13 protein-coding genes are annotated in these 17,927 nt (G+C 67.2%); 9 read left to right on the top strand and 4 right to left on the bottom strand.

Translation table 11 applies throughout. From position 1 onward, the window contains the following. Positions 1-408 precede the first annotated feature (408 nt). The 6 genes from BME24068_RS18415 to BME24068_RS18440 all read left to right on the top strand — a co-directional run bounded on the left by BME24068_RS18415 (position 409) and on the right by BME24068_RS18440 (position 9,742). Positions 409-1,410 (top strand): LysR substrate-binding domain-containing protein, encoded by a 1,002-nt coding sequence (locus tag BME24068_RS18415; protein ID WP_096508568.1) that lies wholly within the window; start codon positions 409-411, stop codon positions 1,408-1,410. A 184-nt stretch (positions 1,411-1,594) separates the two neighbouring features. Beyond that, positions 1,595-2,740 (top strand): porin, encoded by a 1,146-nt coding sequence (locus BME24068_RS18420; protein ID WP_096508567.1) that lies wholly within the window; start codon positions 1,595-1,597, stop codon positions 2,738-2,740. Positions 2,741-2,865: 125 nt separating this feature from the next. Continuing rightward, on the top strand, positions 2,866-3,792 hold the full coding sequence (locus tag BME24068_RS18425; protein WP_174926935.1) for a LysR substrate-binding domain-containing protein: 927 nt from the start codon (positions 2,866-2,868) through the stop codon (positions 3,790-3,792). 153 nt (positions 3,793-3,945) lie between these two features. Beyond that, positions 3,946-5,202, top strand: a complete 1,257-nt coding sequence (locus BME24068_RS18430; protein WP_174926936.1) for an aromatic ring-hydroxylating oxygenase subunit alpha — start codon at positions 3,946-3,948, stop codon at positions 5,200-5,202. Between the two features lie 131 nt (positions 5,203-5,333). Continuing rightward, entirely contained in the window at positions 5,334-5,756 is a 423-nt protein-coding gene (locus BME24068_RS18435) for a hypothetical protein (protein WP_174926937.1), read from the top strand. A gap of 464 nt (positions 5,757-6,220) precedes the next feature. After that, a complete protein-coding gene (locus tag BME24068_RS18440) occupies positions 6,221-9,742 on the top strand; it encodes a pyruvate carboxylase (protein ID WP_174926938.1) in 3,522 nt (1,173 codons plus the stop codon). A gap of 132 nt (positions 9,743-9,874) precedes the next feature. Here BME24068_RS18440 and deoC read toward each other — a convergent pair whose 3' ends face one another. Next, positions 9,875-10,555 carry a deoxyribose-phosphate aldolase gene (deoC, locus tag BME24068_RS18445; protein ID WP_174926939.1) on the bottom strand — a complete coding sequence of 227 codons (681 nt, stop codon included), beginning with the start codon at positions 10,553-10,555 and terminating at the stop codon, positions 9,875-9,877. A gap of 146 nt (positions 10,556-10,701) precedes the next feature. Here deoC and deoR point away from each other — a divergent pair, with 146 nt between their 5' ends. Then, positions 10,702-11,472, top strand: coding sequence for a DNA-binding transcriptional repressor DeoR (gene deoR / locus BME24068_RS18450; protein WP_096508562.1), 771 nt, complete (start codon positions 10,702-10,704; stop codon positions 11,470-11,472). Between the two features lie 22 nt (positions 11,473-11,494). Here deoR and BME24068_RS18455 read toward each other — a convergent pair whose 3' ends face one another. From BME24068_RS18455 to rbsK, 3 genes are read right to left on the bottom strand one after another with little or no spacing between them, the layout of a single operon-like run. Next, on the bottom strand, positions 11,495-12,565 hold the full coding sequence (locus BME24068_RS18455) for an aldose 1-epimerase family protein (protein ID WP_174926940.1): 1,071 nt from the start codon (positions 12,563-12,565) through the stop codon (positions 11,495-11,497). A 2-nt stretch (positions 12,566-12,567) separates the two neighbouring features. Then, positions 12,568-13,944 (bottom strand): L-fucose:H+ symporter permease, encoded by a 1,377-nt coding sequence (gene fucP, locus BME24068_RS18460; RefSeq protein WP_174926941.1) that lies wholly within the window; start codon positions 13,942-13,944, stop codon positions 12,568-12,570. Positions 13,945-13,987: 43 nt separating this feature from the next. Next, complete coding sequence (gene rbsK, locus BME24068_RS18465; protein ID WP_174926942.1) at positions 13,988-14,914, bottom strand: ribokinase; 927 nt, start codon at positions 14,912-14,914, stop codon at positions 13,988-13,990. A 394-nt stretch (positions 14,915-15,308) separates the two neighbouring features. Here rbsK and BME24068_RS18470 point away from each other — a divergent pair, with 394 nt between their 5' ends. Next, positions 15,309-16,454, top strand: a complete 1,146-nt coding sequence (locus tag BME24068_RS18470; RefSeq protein ID WP_096508570.1) for a mandelate racemase/muconate lactonizing enzyme family protein — start codon at positions 15,309-15,311, stop codon at positions 16,452-16,454. 162 nt (positions 16,455-16,616) lie between these two features. Then, positions 16,617-17,906: an MFS transporter gene (locus BME24068_RS18475; protein ID WP_174926943.1), complete on the top strand. Its 1,290-nt coding sequence runs from the start codon at positions 16,617-16,619 to the stop codon at positions 17,904-17,906. Positions 17,907-17,927 lie beyond the last annotated feature (21 nt).

Raw genomic sequence — 17,927 nt, forward strand, 5'->3', positions numbered from 1 at the left:
GACCGCCTGTCGAGCGGCGGGCGCACGCCGCGCGCGACCCGCGACGATCCGCCCGGCCGCGCGCGCAGCGACGCCGTAGCGCCGTGACCGCACCGCCCGGCGTGTCGTGGTGCGTTGCGCAAACGCGCCGCGCCGCGCGGCCGCGAGCGTCCTCACGCGCGGTTCGCCTTGCAGTCCCCGTCATCGATTCCGATAATAGCGACGCGGTGCACAATCGATCGAGAATGGCGTCGTCGTGACGCCGTTACGGCGGCTGAGCCGCCTTCGCCAGCCGCCCGGCTGACGCGCAAGCCGCAATATTCAGATAATTGAACGGTTTGCGATGAAACCGCCCGCGGCCACCCGGCGGGACGGTCGTCGACGGGTTCGTCGACGAAGCGTCCGATTTCTGTTTTGAGAGTGAAAGCCATGTTGAAGAAGCAACTGTTTGCAGACCGACTCCTCGCGCAGATGCCGTCGTTGCGGGCGCTGCGGTGTTTCGTGACGGCGGCGCGCTACGAGAGCTTCACTCAGGCGGCCGAGGTGCTGTGCGTGACGCAGGCGGCGATCAGCCGGCAGATCAAGGAACTCGAGGATTCGCTGGACGTCGCGCTGTTCGAGCGTACCGGCCGGCATATCGCGCTGACGGACGCGGGACGCATTCTCTACAACGCGTCGTACCTGTCGATCATGAACATCGCCGAGGCGGCGGAAGCGGTGCGCCGGACCGACAAGCATGCGCTGATGGTTTGCGTGTCGCATACGTTCTCGGCGCTGTGGCTGTCGTCGCGGCTGCCCGCGTTTCGCGAGCAGTTTCCGGACATCCGGCTGCACGTGATCGTGACCGAGCATTTCATGGAGCTGGACGGGCTCATCGAGCCCGACGTGATCATCACGAAGAACCCGCCGCGCGAGCCCGAGTTCGAAGCCGAGCCGCTGTTTCACGACATCGTCTATCCGGTGTGCAGCCCGTCGTTTCACGAGCGGTATTTTCATGGCCGGTCGCTGAAGCCGCTGGACCTGCTGTCCAGTCCGACCCTGAACCTGTCGATGCTCGGCCGCGCGCAGGTGTGCGAGCACGTCGACTGGCGCGTGTGGCGCAACTGGTTCCAACAAAGCGACGGCACCGATACGATGACCGAGAACAAGTATCTGGAAAGCAACGACTACCGGCTGCTGGTCGCGCAGGCCGAGGGCGGCGAGGGGACGCTGCTCGGCTGGCATCATCTCGTGCACCGGCAGATCGAGAAAGGCATGCTCGTGCGGCCGGTACAGGACGTGCTGGTGTTTCACGATCGCCATCATTACCTGATCACGCACCGCAATGCGCAGCCGCGCCCGGAGTACCGGCTGTTCCGGCAGTGGCTGAGCGACGAGGTCGGCGTGATGATGCGCGGCTGGCTCGATGCCGGCGTCGAGGCCGGTCAATAGCGCGCGACACCGGCGCCGGCCGTCGCCCGCCCGGCTCGCCGACGCCTGCATAACCAAAAGTATCGTATAAGCCGCAGGAAATGTTTCTGGCGGGCGCAATTTGGATTGATACGCTCCGAACTGCTTCAGCAGTGGTTTGCCAGGTTGGATAACAATCATCGCAACATTAGGTTCGGAGACCTGAATGAAACAGAAGATTCTCGCTTGCACGATCCTGTCCGCCGTCGCCGCGCCGGCGATCGCACAAAGTACCGTGACGCTCTACGGCTTGATCGACGAAGGGTTCAACTATACGAACAACGTATCGGGCAAGAAAGTCTATGAACTCCAGAGCGGCTTCGTCCAGGGGAGCCGCTGGGGCCTGAAGGGCGCCGAGGATCTCGGCGCCGGCACGAAGGCCGTGTTCCAGCTGGAGAACGGCTTCGACGTCAACAGCGGCCGCCTCGGCCAGGGCGGGCTGATGTTCGGCCGCCAGGCGTACGTCGGCATTGCGTCGGACCGGTTCGGCACCGTGACGCTGGGCCGTCAGTACGACTCGGTCGTCGACTATCTCGCGCAGACGACCGCGAACGGCAGCTGGGGCGGCTACCTGTTCTCGCATCCGTACGACAACGACAACACGGACAACTCGTTCCGCGTGAACAACACGGTCAAGTACACGAGCCCGACGATCGCGGGCCTGCAGTTCGGCGGCACGTACAGCTTCAGCAACGGGACCGGCTTCGCGAACAACCGCCAGTTCAGCGCGGGCGTCCAGTACGTCATCGGCGACCTGCTGCTCGCCGCCGCGTACCTGCAGGCCGACCACCCGTCGTCGACGGCCGCCGGCGCGATCACCAACGCGGGCGACGAGAACTTCCTCGCCGACCGGCTGCGAATCTTCGGCGCGGGCGCGAGCTATACGTTCGGCAAGGCCAACGTCGGCATCTCGTACACGAACACGTACGTCGCGAATCCGCTCAGCTCGGGGTACGTCGGCGCGATCACGCCGTCGGCGGGGACGTTGTCGAGCCTGCGGTTCCAGAACGTCGAAATCAACGGCAAGTACCAGTTCACGCCCGCGTTCTTCGTCGGCGCGATGTACGCCTATACGCGTGCCGACTTCAACGCGACGGGCGGCAAGCAGCACCCGAACTACCAGAGCGCGGGGCTGATGGCCGACTACTTCCTGTCGAAGCGGACCGACGTGTACGTGCAGGGCGCCTATCAGCACGTCGGCGGCGATCGCACCGGGACCGTGCTGGATGTCGCCTACGTGCCGGGCGCGGACGGCGTATCGTCCGGCAGCAATCAGATCGTTGCGCGCGTCGCGCTGCGGCACAAGTTCTGAGTGCCGTCGAGCGCCGGTCTCCGGAGCGGCCGGCGCGACGGCCGCTCCACGACGCATGGCCGGCGGTCGATGACGGATTGGCCGCTTGATAGAATCCGCCTAACCTCGAACGACTGGTCCGTCAGATGAAACCTGCGTCGGCAACCCCCAAAGGCTATCGGCGGCTCATCCCGTCCGTGACGGCGCTCGTCGAATTCGAGGCGGTCGCCCGCCTCGGCAGCTTCACGCTCGCCGCGCACGAGCTCGGCGTCACGCAGGCCGCGGTGAGCCGGCAGGTCAAGTTCCTCGAGGAGATGCTCGGCCAGCGGCTGTTCCTGCGGTTGCATCGCTCGATCGCGCTGACGGACGAAGGCGCCGCGTTGTACCGCGTGGTGGCCGAGTCGATGCAGAAGATCGCCGGCGTGTTCGACCGCCTGACGAGCGGCCCGATCCGGCAGGAACTCGTCGTCGCGGCGACCGCCGCGTTCTCGCATTTCCGGCTGCTGCCGCGGCTCGCCGCGCTGAAGGCCGCGCAGCCCGAGTTGCAGCTGCGCCTCGCGACGCTGATGTTTACCGCCGATCTTCGCCACAACGAAATCGATGTCGCGGTGCGCTACGGGAACGGCCGCTGGGCCGACGGCACGGCGATCCGGCTGTTCGACGAAGCCGTCTTTCCCGTCTGCTCGCCGGCGTGGCTGCAGCGGCACGGCACGCCTGAATCGCTGGCGGAGCTCGCCGCCGTCACGCTCGTGGAATCCGATTCGACGTCGGAGGGCTGGATGGGCTGGGAGGCGTGGTTCCATGCCGCGGGCTTCCGGCCCGACCGATTGAATTTCGCGCTGCGGTGCAGCCTGTACACCGACGCGATCGACGCCGCCCGATATGATCACGGCGTCGCGCTGGGCTGGGGGCGGCTCGTCCAGGACCTGCTCGACGCGGGCGAACTCGTGCGGCTGCCGATCGCATCCTTGCCGATGACGGACGCCTATTACATCGTGGTGCCGCACGGCAAGACGATCACGCCGGCGATCGACGGGCTCGTCGCGTGGCTGCGCGCGGACGCCCAGGGCTGACGCGGTTGCGCGCCGCCCGTTTCGCATGATCCCAGGTAATGCCAGAACGAAAATAAAGCGCGTTGACGCTCTTTTTCGTCAATCCAATACTGAAATCACAGCGGGAATTTCCGAAGCCGCGCGATTCCATCAACACAGGATTGGAGAAAGACGATGTCTGGAGTGCATGTCAAGACGCATGGGGATCTGATTCGCAGCCGCCAGCCGGGGCACGGGATGCCCGGCGAGCTGTTCGGCCGTCAGGACGTGTTCGAAACGGATGTCGACGTCTTTTTCTCGAAGCACTGGATTCTGGTCGGCGTGACCGCCGACGTGCCGGAGCCGGGCGACGTGTCGACCGTCGATATCGGCAAGTCGTCGATCCTCATCGTGCGCGACGACGACGAAAACGTCCGCGCCTACCGGAACGTGTGCCGCCACCGCGGCGCGCGGCTGAAGGAAGCGGGGAAGTCGACGGTCGGCATGCTTGTGTGTCCTTATCATCAATGGACCTACGATCTCGACGGCTCGCTGCGCCACGCGACGCACATGGGCAAGGACTTCGATGCGAAATGCCGCAGCCTGATTCCGGTGCACACGCGCATCGTCGGCACGCACATCTTCGTGTGCCTCGCCGACGATCCGCCGGCCGACATCGCGAAGCTCGAGGAAACGATGGTGCCGCGCTTCGCACCGTACGACCTGCAAAATACGAAGATCGCGTTCGAGCAGGAGATCATCGAGAACGGCAACTGGAAGCTGGTGATCGAGAACAACCGCGAGTGCTATCACTGCGCGGGCACGCACCCCGAGCTGACCGCGTCGTTCCTGCCCGAGGATTTCGGCTTCTGCCCGGAAAACCTGACGGAAGCGCAGCTTCAGGCGTTCGAAGAATACAAGGCGCGCAATGCCGTCTGCCAGACGAACTGGGAGAACGAAGGCTTCATCGGCGCGACCGTCGAATGGCTCGACGAGGACGCCGTCACGCAGTTCCGCACGCAGCAGCTCGTGATCGCCGGCGAGGGCGAATCGCAGACGATGAGCACCAAGGTGGCGAGCACGAAGCTGTTCGGCAACCTGCAGCGGCGCGATCTCGGCGATGCGCACTTGTGGACGCACAACTCGTGGACCCACGTGATGAGCGATCACGCGGTGATTTCGTACATCATCCCGCTCGCGCCGGACAGAACGCTCGTCCGCACGAAATGGCTCGTGCATGCGGACGCGGTCGAAGGTGTCGATTACACGCTGTCGGATCTGACCGAAGTGTGGGTCGCGACGAATACGCAGGACAAGCACCTCGTCGAGATCACGCATGCGGGCACGCAGGATCCGGCGTATGCGCCGGGCGTGTTCTCGCCGTTCACGGAAGCCTATGTCGATCAGTTCTCGCGCTGGTATGCGGCGCGGTTGAATGCGCATGGGGTTTGAGGGGGCGGGCTGGAATGAAAAGGAGGGCGCCGGGGCGGGTCGCGCAGGTGTCCTGACGGCAGATCCGGCCGGGCAGGACCGGCTGCGCACGGCGGCGGCTCCGCTCAGCCGGTCCGCCGCATTTGGCCGACATGGCGCGATGGTTCGCGATCCTCTGCGCGGGCCGGTTCATCCCGCGCCGCATGCGTCGACAGGATGCAGGCGCGTTCGGGTTTCGCGCCGACCGGGACCGAGGCGATTCCGGACCCAACCGGCACGGTCGTGTCGATCGCGCCGTTCCGGCATCCGCACCGCCATCGCAACACGTTGCGACGGGATTCGCCGATTTCAGAATTGAAATCTCGATTTCATCCCTGAGCCGGCACGGGATCGGATCGCGCGTCCGGCCACCGTCCATCAACGCCGTCCGTCCGGTCGGCGACGTGGCCTGCTTTTTGCATCACCGGAGCGACATGCTCGATGTCCGCTCGTCCGGCCGGTCGTTCCGCACGGAACGAAACGAACCCGGCAGCTCGACGGACGGCCCGCTTTCCAATCGTAAGGTGATGCAATGACAGGCTACGGCAAACGACACCCGGTATCCGGGAACGACGCGCATCGCGTTGTGCGGGAACACGCGACGGACGCGAATCCATCTGCCATGACATCCGGAGGCTTCGGCGAACGACGCCGCGAGGCGAACTGGGCCTGGGCGAAAGGCGCGACAGGCTACGACTGGATGGATCACGCACCGCTTTTCGACCCCCGAGACTGATCCTGTCGCGCGCCCGGCCGTGGCACGGGCGCGCCGTGTGTCCGCCAACGCCCGGCCGGCTCCTCGTTTCCGCTTGGTCGGCTGGATACCATTCATCGTCGCGACGGTTATAGCGGCCCTCGGGCGATATGGCGAACATGTCGACTGGCGAAAGCCGGGACGATGCAACCGCGAATGACCGATGCGACGATCCGCACGCCGCCCAGTGAAGCAGGCGGGTGGCGGACGGCGCGTCGGCGTGCTTAATTCAACTCTTCACTATCCATGGCTGCCGTGACGCCCACCCCCATCCAGTCCATCCTGATCGCGAACCGCTCGGAAATCTCGATCCGCGTGATGCGTGCCGCCGCCGAACTGAACATGCGTACGGTGGCGGTGTATTCGAAGGAAGACCGCCTCGCGCTGCATCGCTTCAAGGCGGACGAAAGCTACCTGATCGGCGAGGGCAAGAAGCCGCTCGCCGCGTATCTCGACATCGACGACATCCTGCGCGTCGCGCGCCAGGCCAACGTCGACGCGATCCATCCCGGCTACGGCTTCCTGTCCGAGAACCCCGAGTTCGCGCAAGCCGTGATCGACGCCGGCATCCGCTGGATCGGCCCGTCGCCCGACGTGATGCGCACGCTCGGCAACAAGGTGGCCGCGCGCAATGCGGCGATCGCGGCCGGCGTGCCCGTGATGCCTGCAACCGCGCCGCTGCCGGACGATCTCGATGCGTGCCGCGCGCTGGCCGCGGCAGTCGGCTATCCGCTGATGCTGAAGGCGAGCTGGGGCGGCGGCGGACGCGGGATGCGCGTGCTCGAGAACGAACGCGACCTGGAGACGCTGCTGCCCGTCGCGCGGCGCGAGGCGCTGGCCGCGTTCGGCAACGACGAGGTGTACGTCGAGAAGCTCGTGCGCAATGCGCGTCACGTCGAGGTGCAGGTGCTCGGCGACCTGCACGGCACGGTCGTGCATCTGTACGAGCGCGACTGCACGGTGCAGCGGCGCAACCAGAAGGTCGTCGAGCGTGCGCCGGCGCCGTACCTCGATCACGACGGCCGGCAAGCGCTGTGCGAATCCGCGCTGCGCCTGATGCGCGCGGTCGGCTATACGCATGCGGGCACCGTCGAATTCCTGATGGACGCCGACACCGGCCAGTTCTACTTCATCGAGGTGAACCCGCGCATCCAGGTCGAGCACACGGTGACGGAGATGATCACCGGCATCGACATCGTGAAGGCGCAGATCCGCATCACCGAAGGCGGCCGGATCGGCCTCGCCGAAGACGCGACGGACGGCGCCGGCGCGCTCGTCGCGCGCGCGGCCGGCGTGCCGGAACAGCACGCGATTCCGCTGAACGGCAACGCGCTGCAATGCCGGATCACGACCGAAGATCCGGAGAACGACTTCCTGCCCGACTACGGGCGGCTCACGGCCTATCGCAGCGCGGCGGGCTTCGGCGTGCGTCTCGATGCCGGCACTGCGTATGGCGGCGCGGTGATCACGCCGTACTACGACTCGCTGCTCGTCAAGGTGACGACCTGGGCGCCGACAGCCGCCGAATCGATTCACCGGATGGATCGCGCGTTGCGCGAGTTCCGGATTCGCGGCGTCACGTCGAACCTGCAGTTCCTCGAGAACGTGATCAATCACCCGGCCTTCATCGCCGGCGACGTGACGACACGCTTCATCGACAAGACGCCGGAGCTGCTCGCATTCGCGAAGCGCGGCGACCGCGCGACGAAGCTGCTGCGCTATCTCGGCGAGCTGAGCGTGAACGGCAACCCGGAGATGAAGGGCCGCACGCTGCCGGCGCTGCCGTTGCAAAAACCGGTGCTGCCGAAGGTCGATACGGCGGTGGCGATTCCGGCCGGCACGCGCGATCGCCTGCGCGCGCTCGGCCCGGAGAAGTTCGCAAGCTGGATGCTCGACCAGAAGCAGGTGCTGCTGACGGATACGACGATGCGCGACGCGCACCAGTCGCTGTTCGCGACGCGCATGCGCACGGCCGACATGCTGCCGGTCGCGCCGTTCTACGCGCGCGAGCTGTCGCAACTGTTCTCGCTCGAATGCTGGGGCGGTGCGACCTTCGACGTCGCGCTGCGCTTCCTGAAGGAAGACCCGTGGGAGCGGCTCGCGCTGCTGCGCGAACGCGTGCCGAACATCCTGTTCCAGATGCTGCTGCGCGGCTCGAACGCGGTCGGTTACACGAACTACGCGGACAACGTCGTGCGCTTCTTCGTGCAGCAGGCCGCCAGTGCCGGCGTCGACGTGTTCCGCGTGTTCGACTCGCTGAACTGGGTGCGCAACATGCGCGTGGCGATCGACGCGGTGGGCGAGAGCGGGATGCTGTGCGAAGGCGCGATCTGCTACACCGGCGACCTGTTCGACACGTCGCGTTCGAAGTACGACCTCAAATACTACGTCGGCATCGCGCGCGAACTGCAGAAAGCCGGCGTGCACGTGCTCGGCATCAAGGACATGGCCGGCATCTGCCGTCCGCAGGCGGTCGCGACGCTCGTGAAGGCGCTCAAGGAAGAAACCGGGCTGCCGGTGCATTTCCATACGCACGACACGAGCGGGATCGCCGCGGCGTCGGTGCTCGCGGCGGTCGGTGCGGGCTGCGACGCGGTGGACGGCGCGCTCGATGCGATGAGCGGCCTCACGTCGCAGCCGAACCTGTCGAGCATCGCGGCCGCGCTGGCCGGCAGCGAACGCGACCCGGGGCTGGATCAGGATCGCCTGCACGAAGCGTCGATGTACTGGGAAGGCGTGCGCCGCTACTACGCGCCGTTCGAATCGGAGATCCGCGCGGGCACGGCCGACGTCTACCGTCACGAGATGCCGGGCGGCCAGTACACGAACCTGCGCGAGCAGGCGCGCTCGCTCGGCATCGATCATCGCTGGACCGAGGTGTCGCGCGCGTATGCGGACGTCAACCGCTTGTTCGGCGACATCGTGAAGGTCACGCCGACGTCGAAGGTGGTCGGCGACATGGCGCTGATGATGGTCGCGAACGATCTCGCCGTGGACGACGTGCGCAACCCGGCCAAGGACATCGCGTTCCCCGAGTCGGTCGTGTCGCTGTTCAAGGGCGAGCTGGGCTTCCCGCCCGATGGCTTCCCGGCGGAGCTGTCGCGCAAGGTGCTCAAGAGCGAGCCGCCGGCGCCGTATCGCCCCGGCGACCAGATTCCGCCGGTCGATCTCGACGCGGCGCGCCGGCAGGCCGAGGCCGCGTGCGAGCAGCCGCTGGACGACCGGCAACTGGCGTCGTACCTGATGTATCCGAAGCAGACGATCGACTACTACGCGCACGTTCGCGCGTACAGCGACACGTCGGTGGTGCCGACGCCGGCGTTCCTGTACGGGCTGCAGCCGCAGGAGGAAGTGGCGATCGACATCGAGCCGGGCAAGACGCTGCTGGTGGCGCTGCAGGGCCAGCACGCCGATGCGCAGGACGGCATCGTGAAGGTGCTGTTCGAGCTGAACGGCCAGTCGCGTTCCGCGCTGGTCGAGCAGAAGACCATCGCGCAGGCGGGCAAGGAGCGGCATGGGCTGCAGCGTGCCGATCCGGGCAATCCGCTGCACGTCGCGGCGCCGATGCCGGGCTCGGTGGTCACGGTGGCCGTGCAGCCGGGGCAGCGCGTGGCGGCCGGCACGACGCTGATCGCGCTCGAGGCGATGAAGATGGAAACCCACATCGCGGCGGAGCGCGATTGCGAGATCGCGGCCGTGCACGTGAAGCCGGGCGAGCGGGTGGCGGCGAAGGATCTGCTGATCGAGCTGAAAGACCCTGCGCAATGAGCGTTGCCGCGACCGGTCGTCCGTACTGACTGGTGCCGGGCGTCGCAACCGGCGTGCCGGTCGAACCGTTCGGCGCCGGCTGCCTGCACGTCGCGACCTGACGACGCGCAGGCAAGCCGGGCCGCTGTGCGGTCAGTACGCCGCGTCGCTGCCGTCCTTGTCGGTGACGATCGCCACGCCCGAGCTCGTGCCGAGCCGCGTCGCGCCGGCTTCGAGCATCGCGAGCGCGGTCGCGCGATCGCGCACGCCGCCCGACGCCTTCACGCCGAGCGTCGGGCCGACCGTGCGGCGCATCAGCGCGACGTCGGCGAGCGTCGCGCCGCCGTGCCCGAAGCCGGTCGACGTCTTCACGAACGCGACGCCGAGCGCGCGGCACATCTCGCACACGCGCACCTTCTCGTCGTCGGTCAGCAACCCCGTTTCGAGGATCACCTTGAGCGGCACCGTGCCGCAGGCGCGGTGCACGGCATCGATATCGGCCTGCACGTCGTCGGCGCGGCCGCTCTTCAGCGCGCCGAGGTTGATCACCATGTCGATCTCGCGCGCGCCGGCCGCGATCGCGGCCGACGCCTCGAACGCCTTCGCGGCGGACAGCCCCGCGCCGAGCGGAAAACCGACCACCGCGCAAACGAGCACGCCGATGTCGGCCAGCTCGCGCGCGGCGAGCGGCACGTTCGCCGAATTCACGCAGACCGAGTAAAAGCGATGCTCGGCCGCCTGGCGGCAGAGTTCGCGGATCTGCGCGTCGCTCGCGTCGGGCGCGAGCAACGTGTGATCGATGGTTTGGGCGAGTTGGGCGTTGGAAAGCGGCATGTGTCAGGACTCCACGGATCGTGCGCCGGAAAGGCACACGGAAAGTTGATGTTTTCACATCGGTTTGTTACAAATACGACATTCCGGCCGGGCCCGCGCGCCCGGCACGGCGGGCGACGCGTGTGACGGGCAGGCAGGATACAGGCATGGAAACGAAGAAGGGCGAACGGATCAAGACGCTGATGAACGTGCTGCAAGGGCAGAACGCGATTCATCTGAAGGAAGTGGCCGACCTGTTCGGCGTGTCGGAAATGACGATCCGCCGCGATCTCGCGGACAACCCGCACGGCCTGAGCCTGATCGGCGGCTACGTGACGCGCCATTTCGCCGCGCAGCGCAGCGACATCGGCGAATACCTGATCAGCGACGAGAACAACCGGCAGACCGAGGAGAAGCGCCGCATCGGCAAGCTCGCCGCGCAGTTCGTGAAGACGGGCGACACGATCTTCGTCGACTGCGGCTCGACCACGCCGTTCGTCGTCGACTTCATTCCGGACGACCTCGAATTCACCGCCGTCTGCAATTCGCTGAACGTGTTCGCGAAGCTGCAGCAGAAACCGCATTGCAGCGTGATCCTGTGCGGCGGCGCGTATCACCGCAAGAACATGGTGTTCGAGTCGGTGGCCGAGACGGGCATCCTCGATACGGTGCGCGTGTCGAAGGCGTTCATCTCGGCGGCCGGCGTGAGCGAGCGCTGCGGCGTCACGTGCTTCAACTTCCACGAAGTCGATGCGAAGAAGAAGGTGATGGCGCGCGCGCAGAACCGCTTCCTGCTCGTCGATCACACGAAGTTCGACGAAGTGCGCGCCGCGTACTTCGCGGAGCTCGCCGACTTCAACTACGTGATCTCCGACGGGCAGTTGAGCAGCCGGTACGAAACGACGATCCGCGAACACGGGATCGCGCTCGTGACCTGACGGCGGGCGGCCGCGCATCGCGTTACGCATCGGGCCGTTCCGTCGCCGCGCGCGCTTCCGCCGCGCTCAGATAGCCCGTGACGACCTCGAAGCGGCGCGTCGCGCCCGCCGCCAGCGCCGCGACGTGGCCTTTGCGGCGCTCGGCTTCATAGCCTTCCGGCTCGCACGTCGACGGCAGCGCGAACGCGGCCACCTGTTGATCCGCGTTGTGCAGGATCCAGCGCGTCGCGTGCGGAAACTGCTCGGGACGATACGCGGTGTGGAATGCGCCGCCGTCCGGATGCGCGAGCAGGAAATGCGCGACGCCGTGCGCATCCGTTGCCGCGCCGTTCATGAAGAACACGATTTCCGGGTCGTACAGCGCGGGGGCATCGAGCGTCGCGAGCCGTTCCGGTTCGCGTGCGAGCGTGGCCGTGTAGTCGCGCCACGCGGCGGTCGGCTTCACGTGCGCGGGCACGCTGTCGCGCAGCCGCAGGCCGCCGCGCGGCAGCGACTGCACGAAGCGGCCGCCCGGCACGTACGCGTAGTTCAGGTGCGCCATGTACATCAGGTCCATCGGCGTGCCGCCGAGATTCGTCACGTCCATCCCGATCGTCATCTGCGCGTCGTGCTCGGCGAGCCGCACCGACGCTCGCGCGACATAGTGGCTGCCGAAGCCTTGCACGTACTCGTACTCGCCGGTCACTTCAACGATCGCGCCGCGCGCATCCGTGCCGACGACGAGGCTGGCGCGATCCATCGGCGCGCACGGCATCTCGCCATGCAGCGCGTGCGTGTCGTCCGGGCCCGGGCAACCGTTGCGCAGCAGCCCGCTGTGGAACATGAAGCAGCCGTACGTATCGATGATCGACGCCGCGCGCTTCGGCTGCCGGAACATGTGCTTCATCGTCAGGTCGCGGCCGTCGAACGCGGCGGCCCAGATCATCTGGCCCAGATACGGCAGCACGACGACGTGGCCGCGGCGGTTCTCGAGCTTCAGCGCCTCGACGCCGGACGGATACGCGAACGCGGTGACGGCGACGCCGTCGGCGCGATACAGCGTGCGCGGCGTGTCGCGGAAGTCGTCGCGGCGCAGTTCGATTTCGCCTCGCATCGTCAGGCTCCCGACGTGTTGCGCGTGTCGACGTAGCGCGCGGAGGCGCTGCCTTCTTCGCCTGCCGTGTCGGGCGTCGCGGCAGGCAGGTGGCGCAGGCAGTAGACGCCGTAGTAGACGATCACGACGAAGCATGCGAGCGGCACGACGAACGCGAGCTGCATGTTGCCGCCCGTGTGATCGGAGATCAGTCCCTGGATCAGCGGCACGACCGCGCCGCCGACGATGCTCATCACGAGGATCGAGCCGCCGTATTCGGTGTCCTTGCCGAGGCCGTCGATCGTGAGGCCGTAGATCGTCGGCCAGCACGGGCCGAGGAACACGCTCACGCACACCGCCGCATAGACGGCCGTGATGTTGTGCACGCCGATCGTGTACGCGAGCAGCGCGATGCACAGCACGCCGTAGACGATCAGCACCTTCGCCGGGCCGACGCGCTTCATCACGAGCGTCGCGATCAGCTTGCCGACGAAGAACGCGAAGAACGTCGCGAGCAGATAGTGCGATGCGCCGCGCTCGTTGAGCCCGCCGATCTGCATCGCGAGCCGGATCGTGAAGCTCCACACGCCGACCTGCGCACCCACGTACAGGAACTGCGCGACGATGCCCGCGCCGAAGCGGCGGTTGCCGAACAGCCGCGCGAGCGTGCCGCGCGCGTCGATCCGGTGCATGGTTGCGCCCGCACCGTTGCCCTTGCAGGCCGGATACGGCGTCAGCGCGAACACGACGAACACGGCCGCGAGCACGACGATCAGCCATTTGTACGGTTCGAGCGTCGCCTGGATCATCGCGAGCTGGTGCAGGTGCGCCTCGGCCGCCGACATCGCCGCGAGCTGCGCGTGCGATGCGTCGCCTTCCTTGAAGATCAGGAAGCTGCCCATGTACACGCCCGCCATCGCGCCGAACGGGTAGAACGTCTGCGAGATGTTCAGGCGGCGCGTGCTGGTGTCGCGCGGGCCCATCAGCGTCGAATACGAGTTCGATGCCGTTTCGAGGAACGACAGCCCCGCGGCGATCACGAACAGCGCGACGAGGAACATCCCGTATTTCGCCATCGACGCGGCCGGGAAGAACAGCAGGCAACCGGTCGTGTAGAGCAGCAGGCCGACGAGGATCGTCGTCTTGTAGCTGAACTTCTTCACGACGGTCGCCGCGGGAATCGCGAGGAAGAAGTAGCCGAGATAGAACGCGGACTGCACGAACGCCGATTCGAAATCGGACAGGAAGAACGATTTCTTGAACTGCGCGATCAGCACGTCGTTCAGGTTCGCGGCGGTGCCCCACAGCGCGAACAGGCAGCAGAGCAGCGTGAACGCGAAGAGGGGCGTGCGGTTCAGGTAGTAGCCGTCGGGTGTGTGTTCGATTCTGGCTCGGCGCATGGGTGTCTCCTTCCCGGTTGTCTCGTCGATGTAGGCGCCGCGCTCAGTGGCCGGCGTCGCGGAGGAAGCGTTCGAACGTCGCGGCGTCGGCGTACGACTTCTGCGTGCCGAGGCCCGTGACCGAATGCGCGGCGTACGCCGACGCATAGCGCATCGCGTCGACCGCGTCGCGCGACGCGGCATAGCAGCGCGCGAAGCAGCCGATGTACGCGTCGCCGGCGCCCGTCGTGTCGCGTGCGTCGACCGGGACGCCCGGCACGTGCCGCGCGCCGTCGCGCGACACCAGCAGCGAGCCTTCGCTGCCGAGCGTGACGAGCACGTGCTTCAGCCCGCGCGCGACCAGCGATTCGGCGGCGCGGGTCGCGCTTTCGCGCGAATCGACCGGCATTCCGGACACGATCGCGAGTTCGGTTTCGTTCGGCACGAAGAATTCGACGGAGCGGATCCGCTCGAAATCGAGATCGGCGACGGCGGGCGCGGGATTCAGCAGCACCGGAATGCCGTGCTTCGCACCGAATTCGATCGCGTGATAGACGGTGTCGAGCTCGATTTCGAGCTGCAGAACGATCAGCGCGCATTCGACGAGCGCCGGCGCGGCCACGTCGATGTCGGCCGGCCGCAGGTGGCGGTTCGCGCCCTTGACGATCAGGATGCTGTTGCCCGAATCGGGCTCGACGAAGATCGGCGCGACGCCGCTCGGCACGCCGGCGACCTTGCGCACGTGCGTGGTGTCGATGCCTTCGCGCTCGAAGTTGCGGATCGTGTTGTCGGCGAACACGTCGTCGCCGACCTTCGTGACCATCACGACGCGCGCGCCGAGGCGCGCGGCGGCGACCGCCTGGTTCGCGCCCTTGCCGCCGCAGCCGAGCTCGAAGTTCGGCGCCTCGAGCGTTTCGCCCCGGGCGGGCATGCGGGCGACATAGGTCACGAGGTCGACCATGTTGCTGCCGATGACGGCGATTGTCTCCATCTGCGTCTCTTCCTTGGAATGGGGTGGGCCGCGTGCGCGATCGGCAGCAGCCGCAACGAATGATAATAAAATCACAATAAATGTGAGAATGCAATCTTGTAATGTTAGTCGGGTCACTATGTGGGAAGGATGCGCAGGCGGGATCGCCGTCACGAAGGCGACGCGTATGATGTTGTAGGATGTCGCATGAGATATGGCGAACAAATCCCGGCTGCCATGTAGGGTTTTACAAGCGGATCACTTGTATTTGCGTGGTCCAAGTCATATGATGACCGATCATTTGGGCGACCCACCGCGCCGCGCTCGCGCGCAACGCACCGGCTCGCCCGTCATATCGCGCCTTTCGCAGTCGGCCGCATACGTGCCGCCGACCCGCCGCATCGGGAATCCGTTCGTGAAAATCGCCGCCATCGAAGTCATCCGCCTGTCGCTCGCGTTCGACGCGGGCCGTCGTCCCGTCACCGGCGCCGAACAGGCTGCCGCCGATACCTACAACGCCGCCGATCGCACGCTGCGCCGGATGGAATCGCTGCTCGTCAGGCTCACCGACGACGCGGGCCGCGTCGGCTGGGGCGAGGCGTTCGGCCATCTGATCAACCCCGTGACGTACGCGGCGCTCGAAGGTCCGGTCGGCCGCTGGTTCAAGGGGGCCGAATTCGAGCCGACGCGGCAGGGGATCGCCGCCTTGCGCGACGCGGCCGACCGCGCGCTGCATGCGTTCGGGCGCACGGGGCCGGTGCTGTATGCGCTGTCCGCGATCGACACGGCGCTGCACGACCTCGCCGCACAGGCGGCCGGCTTGCCGCTGTATCGCTGGCTCGGCGGCCGTCGCGACGAGATCGACGTCTATGCGAGTCTCGTCAGCTACGACAACGCGCCCGACGAAGTCGCCCGCCATGTGCGACGCGCGTGGGACGAAGGGTTCCGGCGCATCAAGCTGCACGAGACGCAGCGCGCGGCGATCGCGGCCGCGCGCGACGCGTTGCCGGCCGGCGGCGAACTGATGGTCGACGTGAACTGCCCGTGGACCGCGAACGAGGCGCTCGGGCGCGTGAGCGAGCTGGCCGACCTGCGGCTCGGCTGGATCGAGGAGCCGGTCTGGCCGTGCGACGACACGCACGGAATCGCGCGCGTGCGCGGCACGGGCGTGCCGGTCGCGGCCGGCGAGAACGCGTCCGGCGTCGCGGGTTTTCGCGACCTGTTCGAACACGGCGCGCTCGACGTCGCGCAACCGAGCATCGCGAAGATCGGTGGGCCGACCGGCATGGCCGAGGTGATCGCGCTCGCCGCGCATCACGACGTGCGCGTCGTGCCGCATTGCTTCTATTACGGCGCGGGGCTGCTCGCGACCGCGCACGTCGTCGCGACGCTGCCGGACGATGTCGCGCTGGAAATTCCGTATCTCGACTGGCCCGAGCGGCTGCACGACGCGCAGCGGCCCGGCGCGCGGCTGCGTTTGCCCGACACGCCCGGGCTCGGGTTCGCGCCGGACGCTGCCGTGCTGGCGCGCAACACGATCGCGCGCGCGACGCTCGCGTGAGCGCGGGCCCGCGGCGCGGCGCGCGGCCGACAGCGATGAAGCGCATCGCACCGGATCGAAGCGCATGAAGCGCATGAAGCGGCCGCCGGCGTCGGCGCCGCAACCGAAAACCATGAAGCCGGGCACGCATCGACGCGCTTGCCCCGGTCAACAGGAGACGACATGAAAAAAACGCATTACCGCTGGTGGATCGGCGCGCTGCTGTTCGGCGCCGGCATGCTCAACTATCTCGATCGCGCGGCGCTGTCCGTCGTCGCGCCGATCATCAAGCGCGAACTCGGCATCGACGACGCGCAGATGGGCATCCTGTTCAGCAGTTTCTTCATCGGCTACTGCGTGTTCTGTTTCGTCGGCGGCTGGGCCGCGGACCGGTTCGGACCGCGGCGCGTGTTCGCCTGCGCGGCCGGCGTGTGGTCGCTGTTCTGCGGCGCGACCGCGCTGGCCGGTTCGTTCGCACACCTGCTCGTCGTGCGCGTTGCGTTCGGGATCGGCGAAGGGCCGATGGGGACGACGACGAACAAGGCGATCTCGAACTGGTTCCCGCGCCGCGAAGCCGGCCGCGCGGTCGGCTGGACCAACGCGGGGCAGCCGCTCGGCGCGGCGATCGCGGCGCCGAGCGTCGGGCTCGTCGCGCTGCAGTTCGGCTGGCGCGTGTCGTTCGTCGTGATTGCCGCGCTCGGCTTCGTGTGGCTTGCCGCGTGGTGGACCTTGTTCCGCGACGATCCGGCGACCCATCCGCGCGTGTCGCCCGAAGAGGCGCGCGAGATCGTGTCGGACCGGATGATCGACGTCGCGCCCGACGCGCACGCCCCCGATCGTGCCGCCCGCCCGCTGCTGCGCGACCTGCTGTCGCGCCCGGTGCTCGGCGTCGCGCTCGCGTTCTTCAGCTTCAACTACGTGCTGTATTTCTTCCTGTCGTGGCTGCCGAGCTACCTGACCGACTATCAGCATCTGAACATCAAGCAGATGAGCGTCGTCGGCATCCTGCCGTGGCTCGGCGCGACCGTCGGCTTCGTGGCCGGCGGCACCGTGTCGGATCGCATCTATCGCCGCACCGGCGACGTGCTGTTCGCGCGCAAGGTCGTGATCGTCGTCGGGCTGGCCGTCGCGGCGGCGTGCGTGCTGCTCGCATCGCGCGTGAGTTCGCTCGGCGCGGCCGTCACGCTGATCGCGATCGCGAGCCTGTTCGCGTTCATGGCGCCGCAGGCGTGCTGGTCGCTGCTGCAGGAGATCGTGCCGCGCGAACGCGTCGGCTCGGCGGGCGGCTTCGTGCACCTGCTCGCGAATCTCGCGGGGATCCTGTCGCCGAGCGTGACCGGCTGGCTCGTCCAGTACGGCGGCGGCTATGCGAGCGCGTTCGTGCTCGCGGGCGCGTCGGCGCTCGCCGGCGCGGTGATCCTGACGTTCGCGGTGCGCGCGCGGGCCGTCGCGCAGATGCGCGGCGCGGTCTGACGAAGCGGTGCGGCGGCGCGT

The organism is Burkholderia anthina, from assembly GCF_902498995.1.
In the GTDB taxonomy this organism is placed as follows: domain Bacteria; phylum Pseudomonadota; class Gammaproteobacteria; order Burkholderiales; family Burkholderiaceae; genus Burkholderia; species Burkholderia anthina.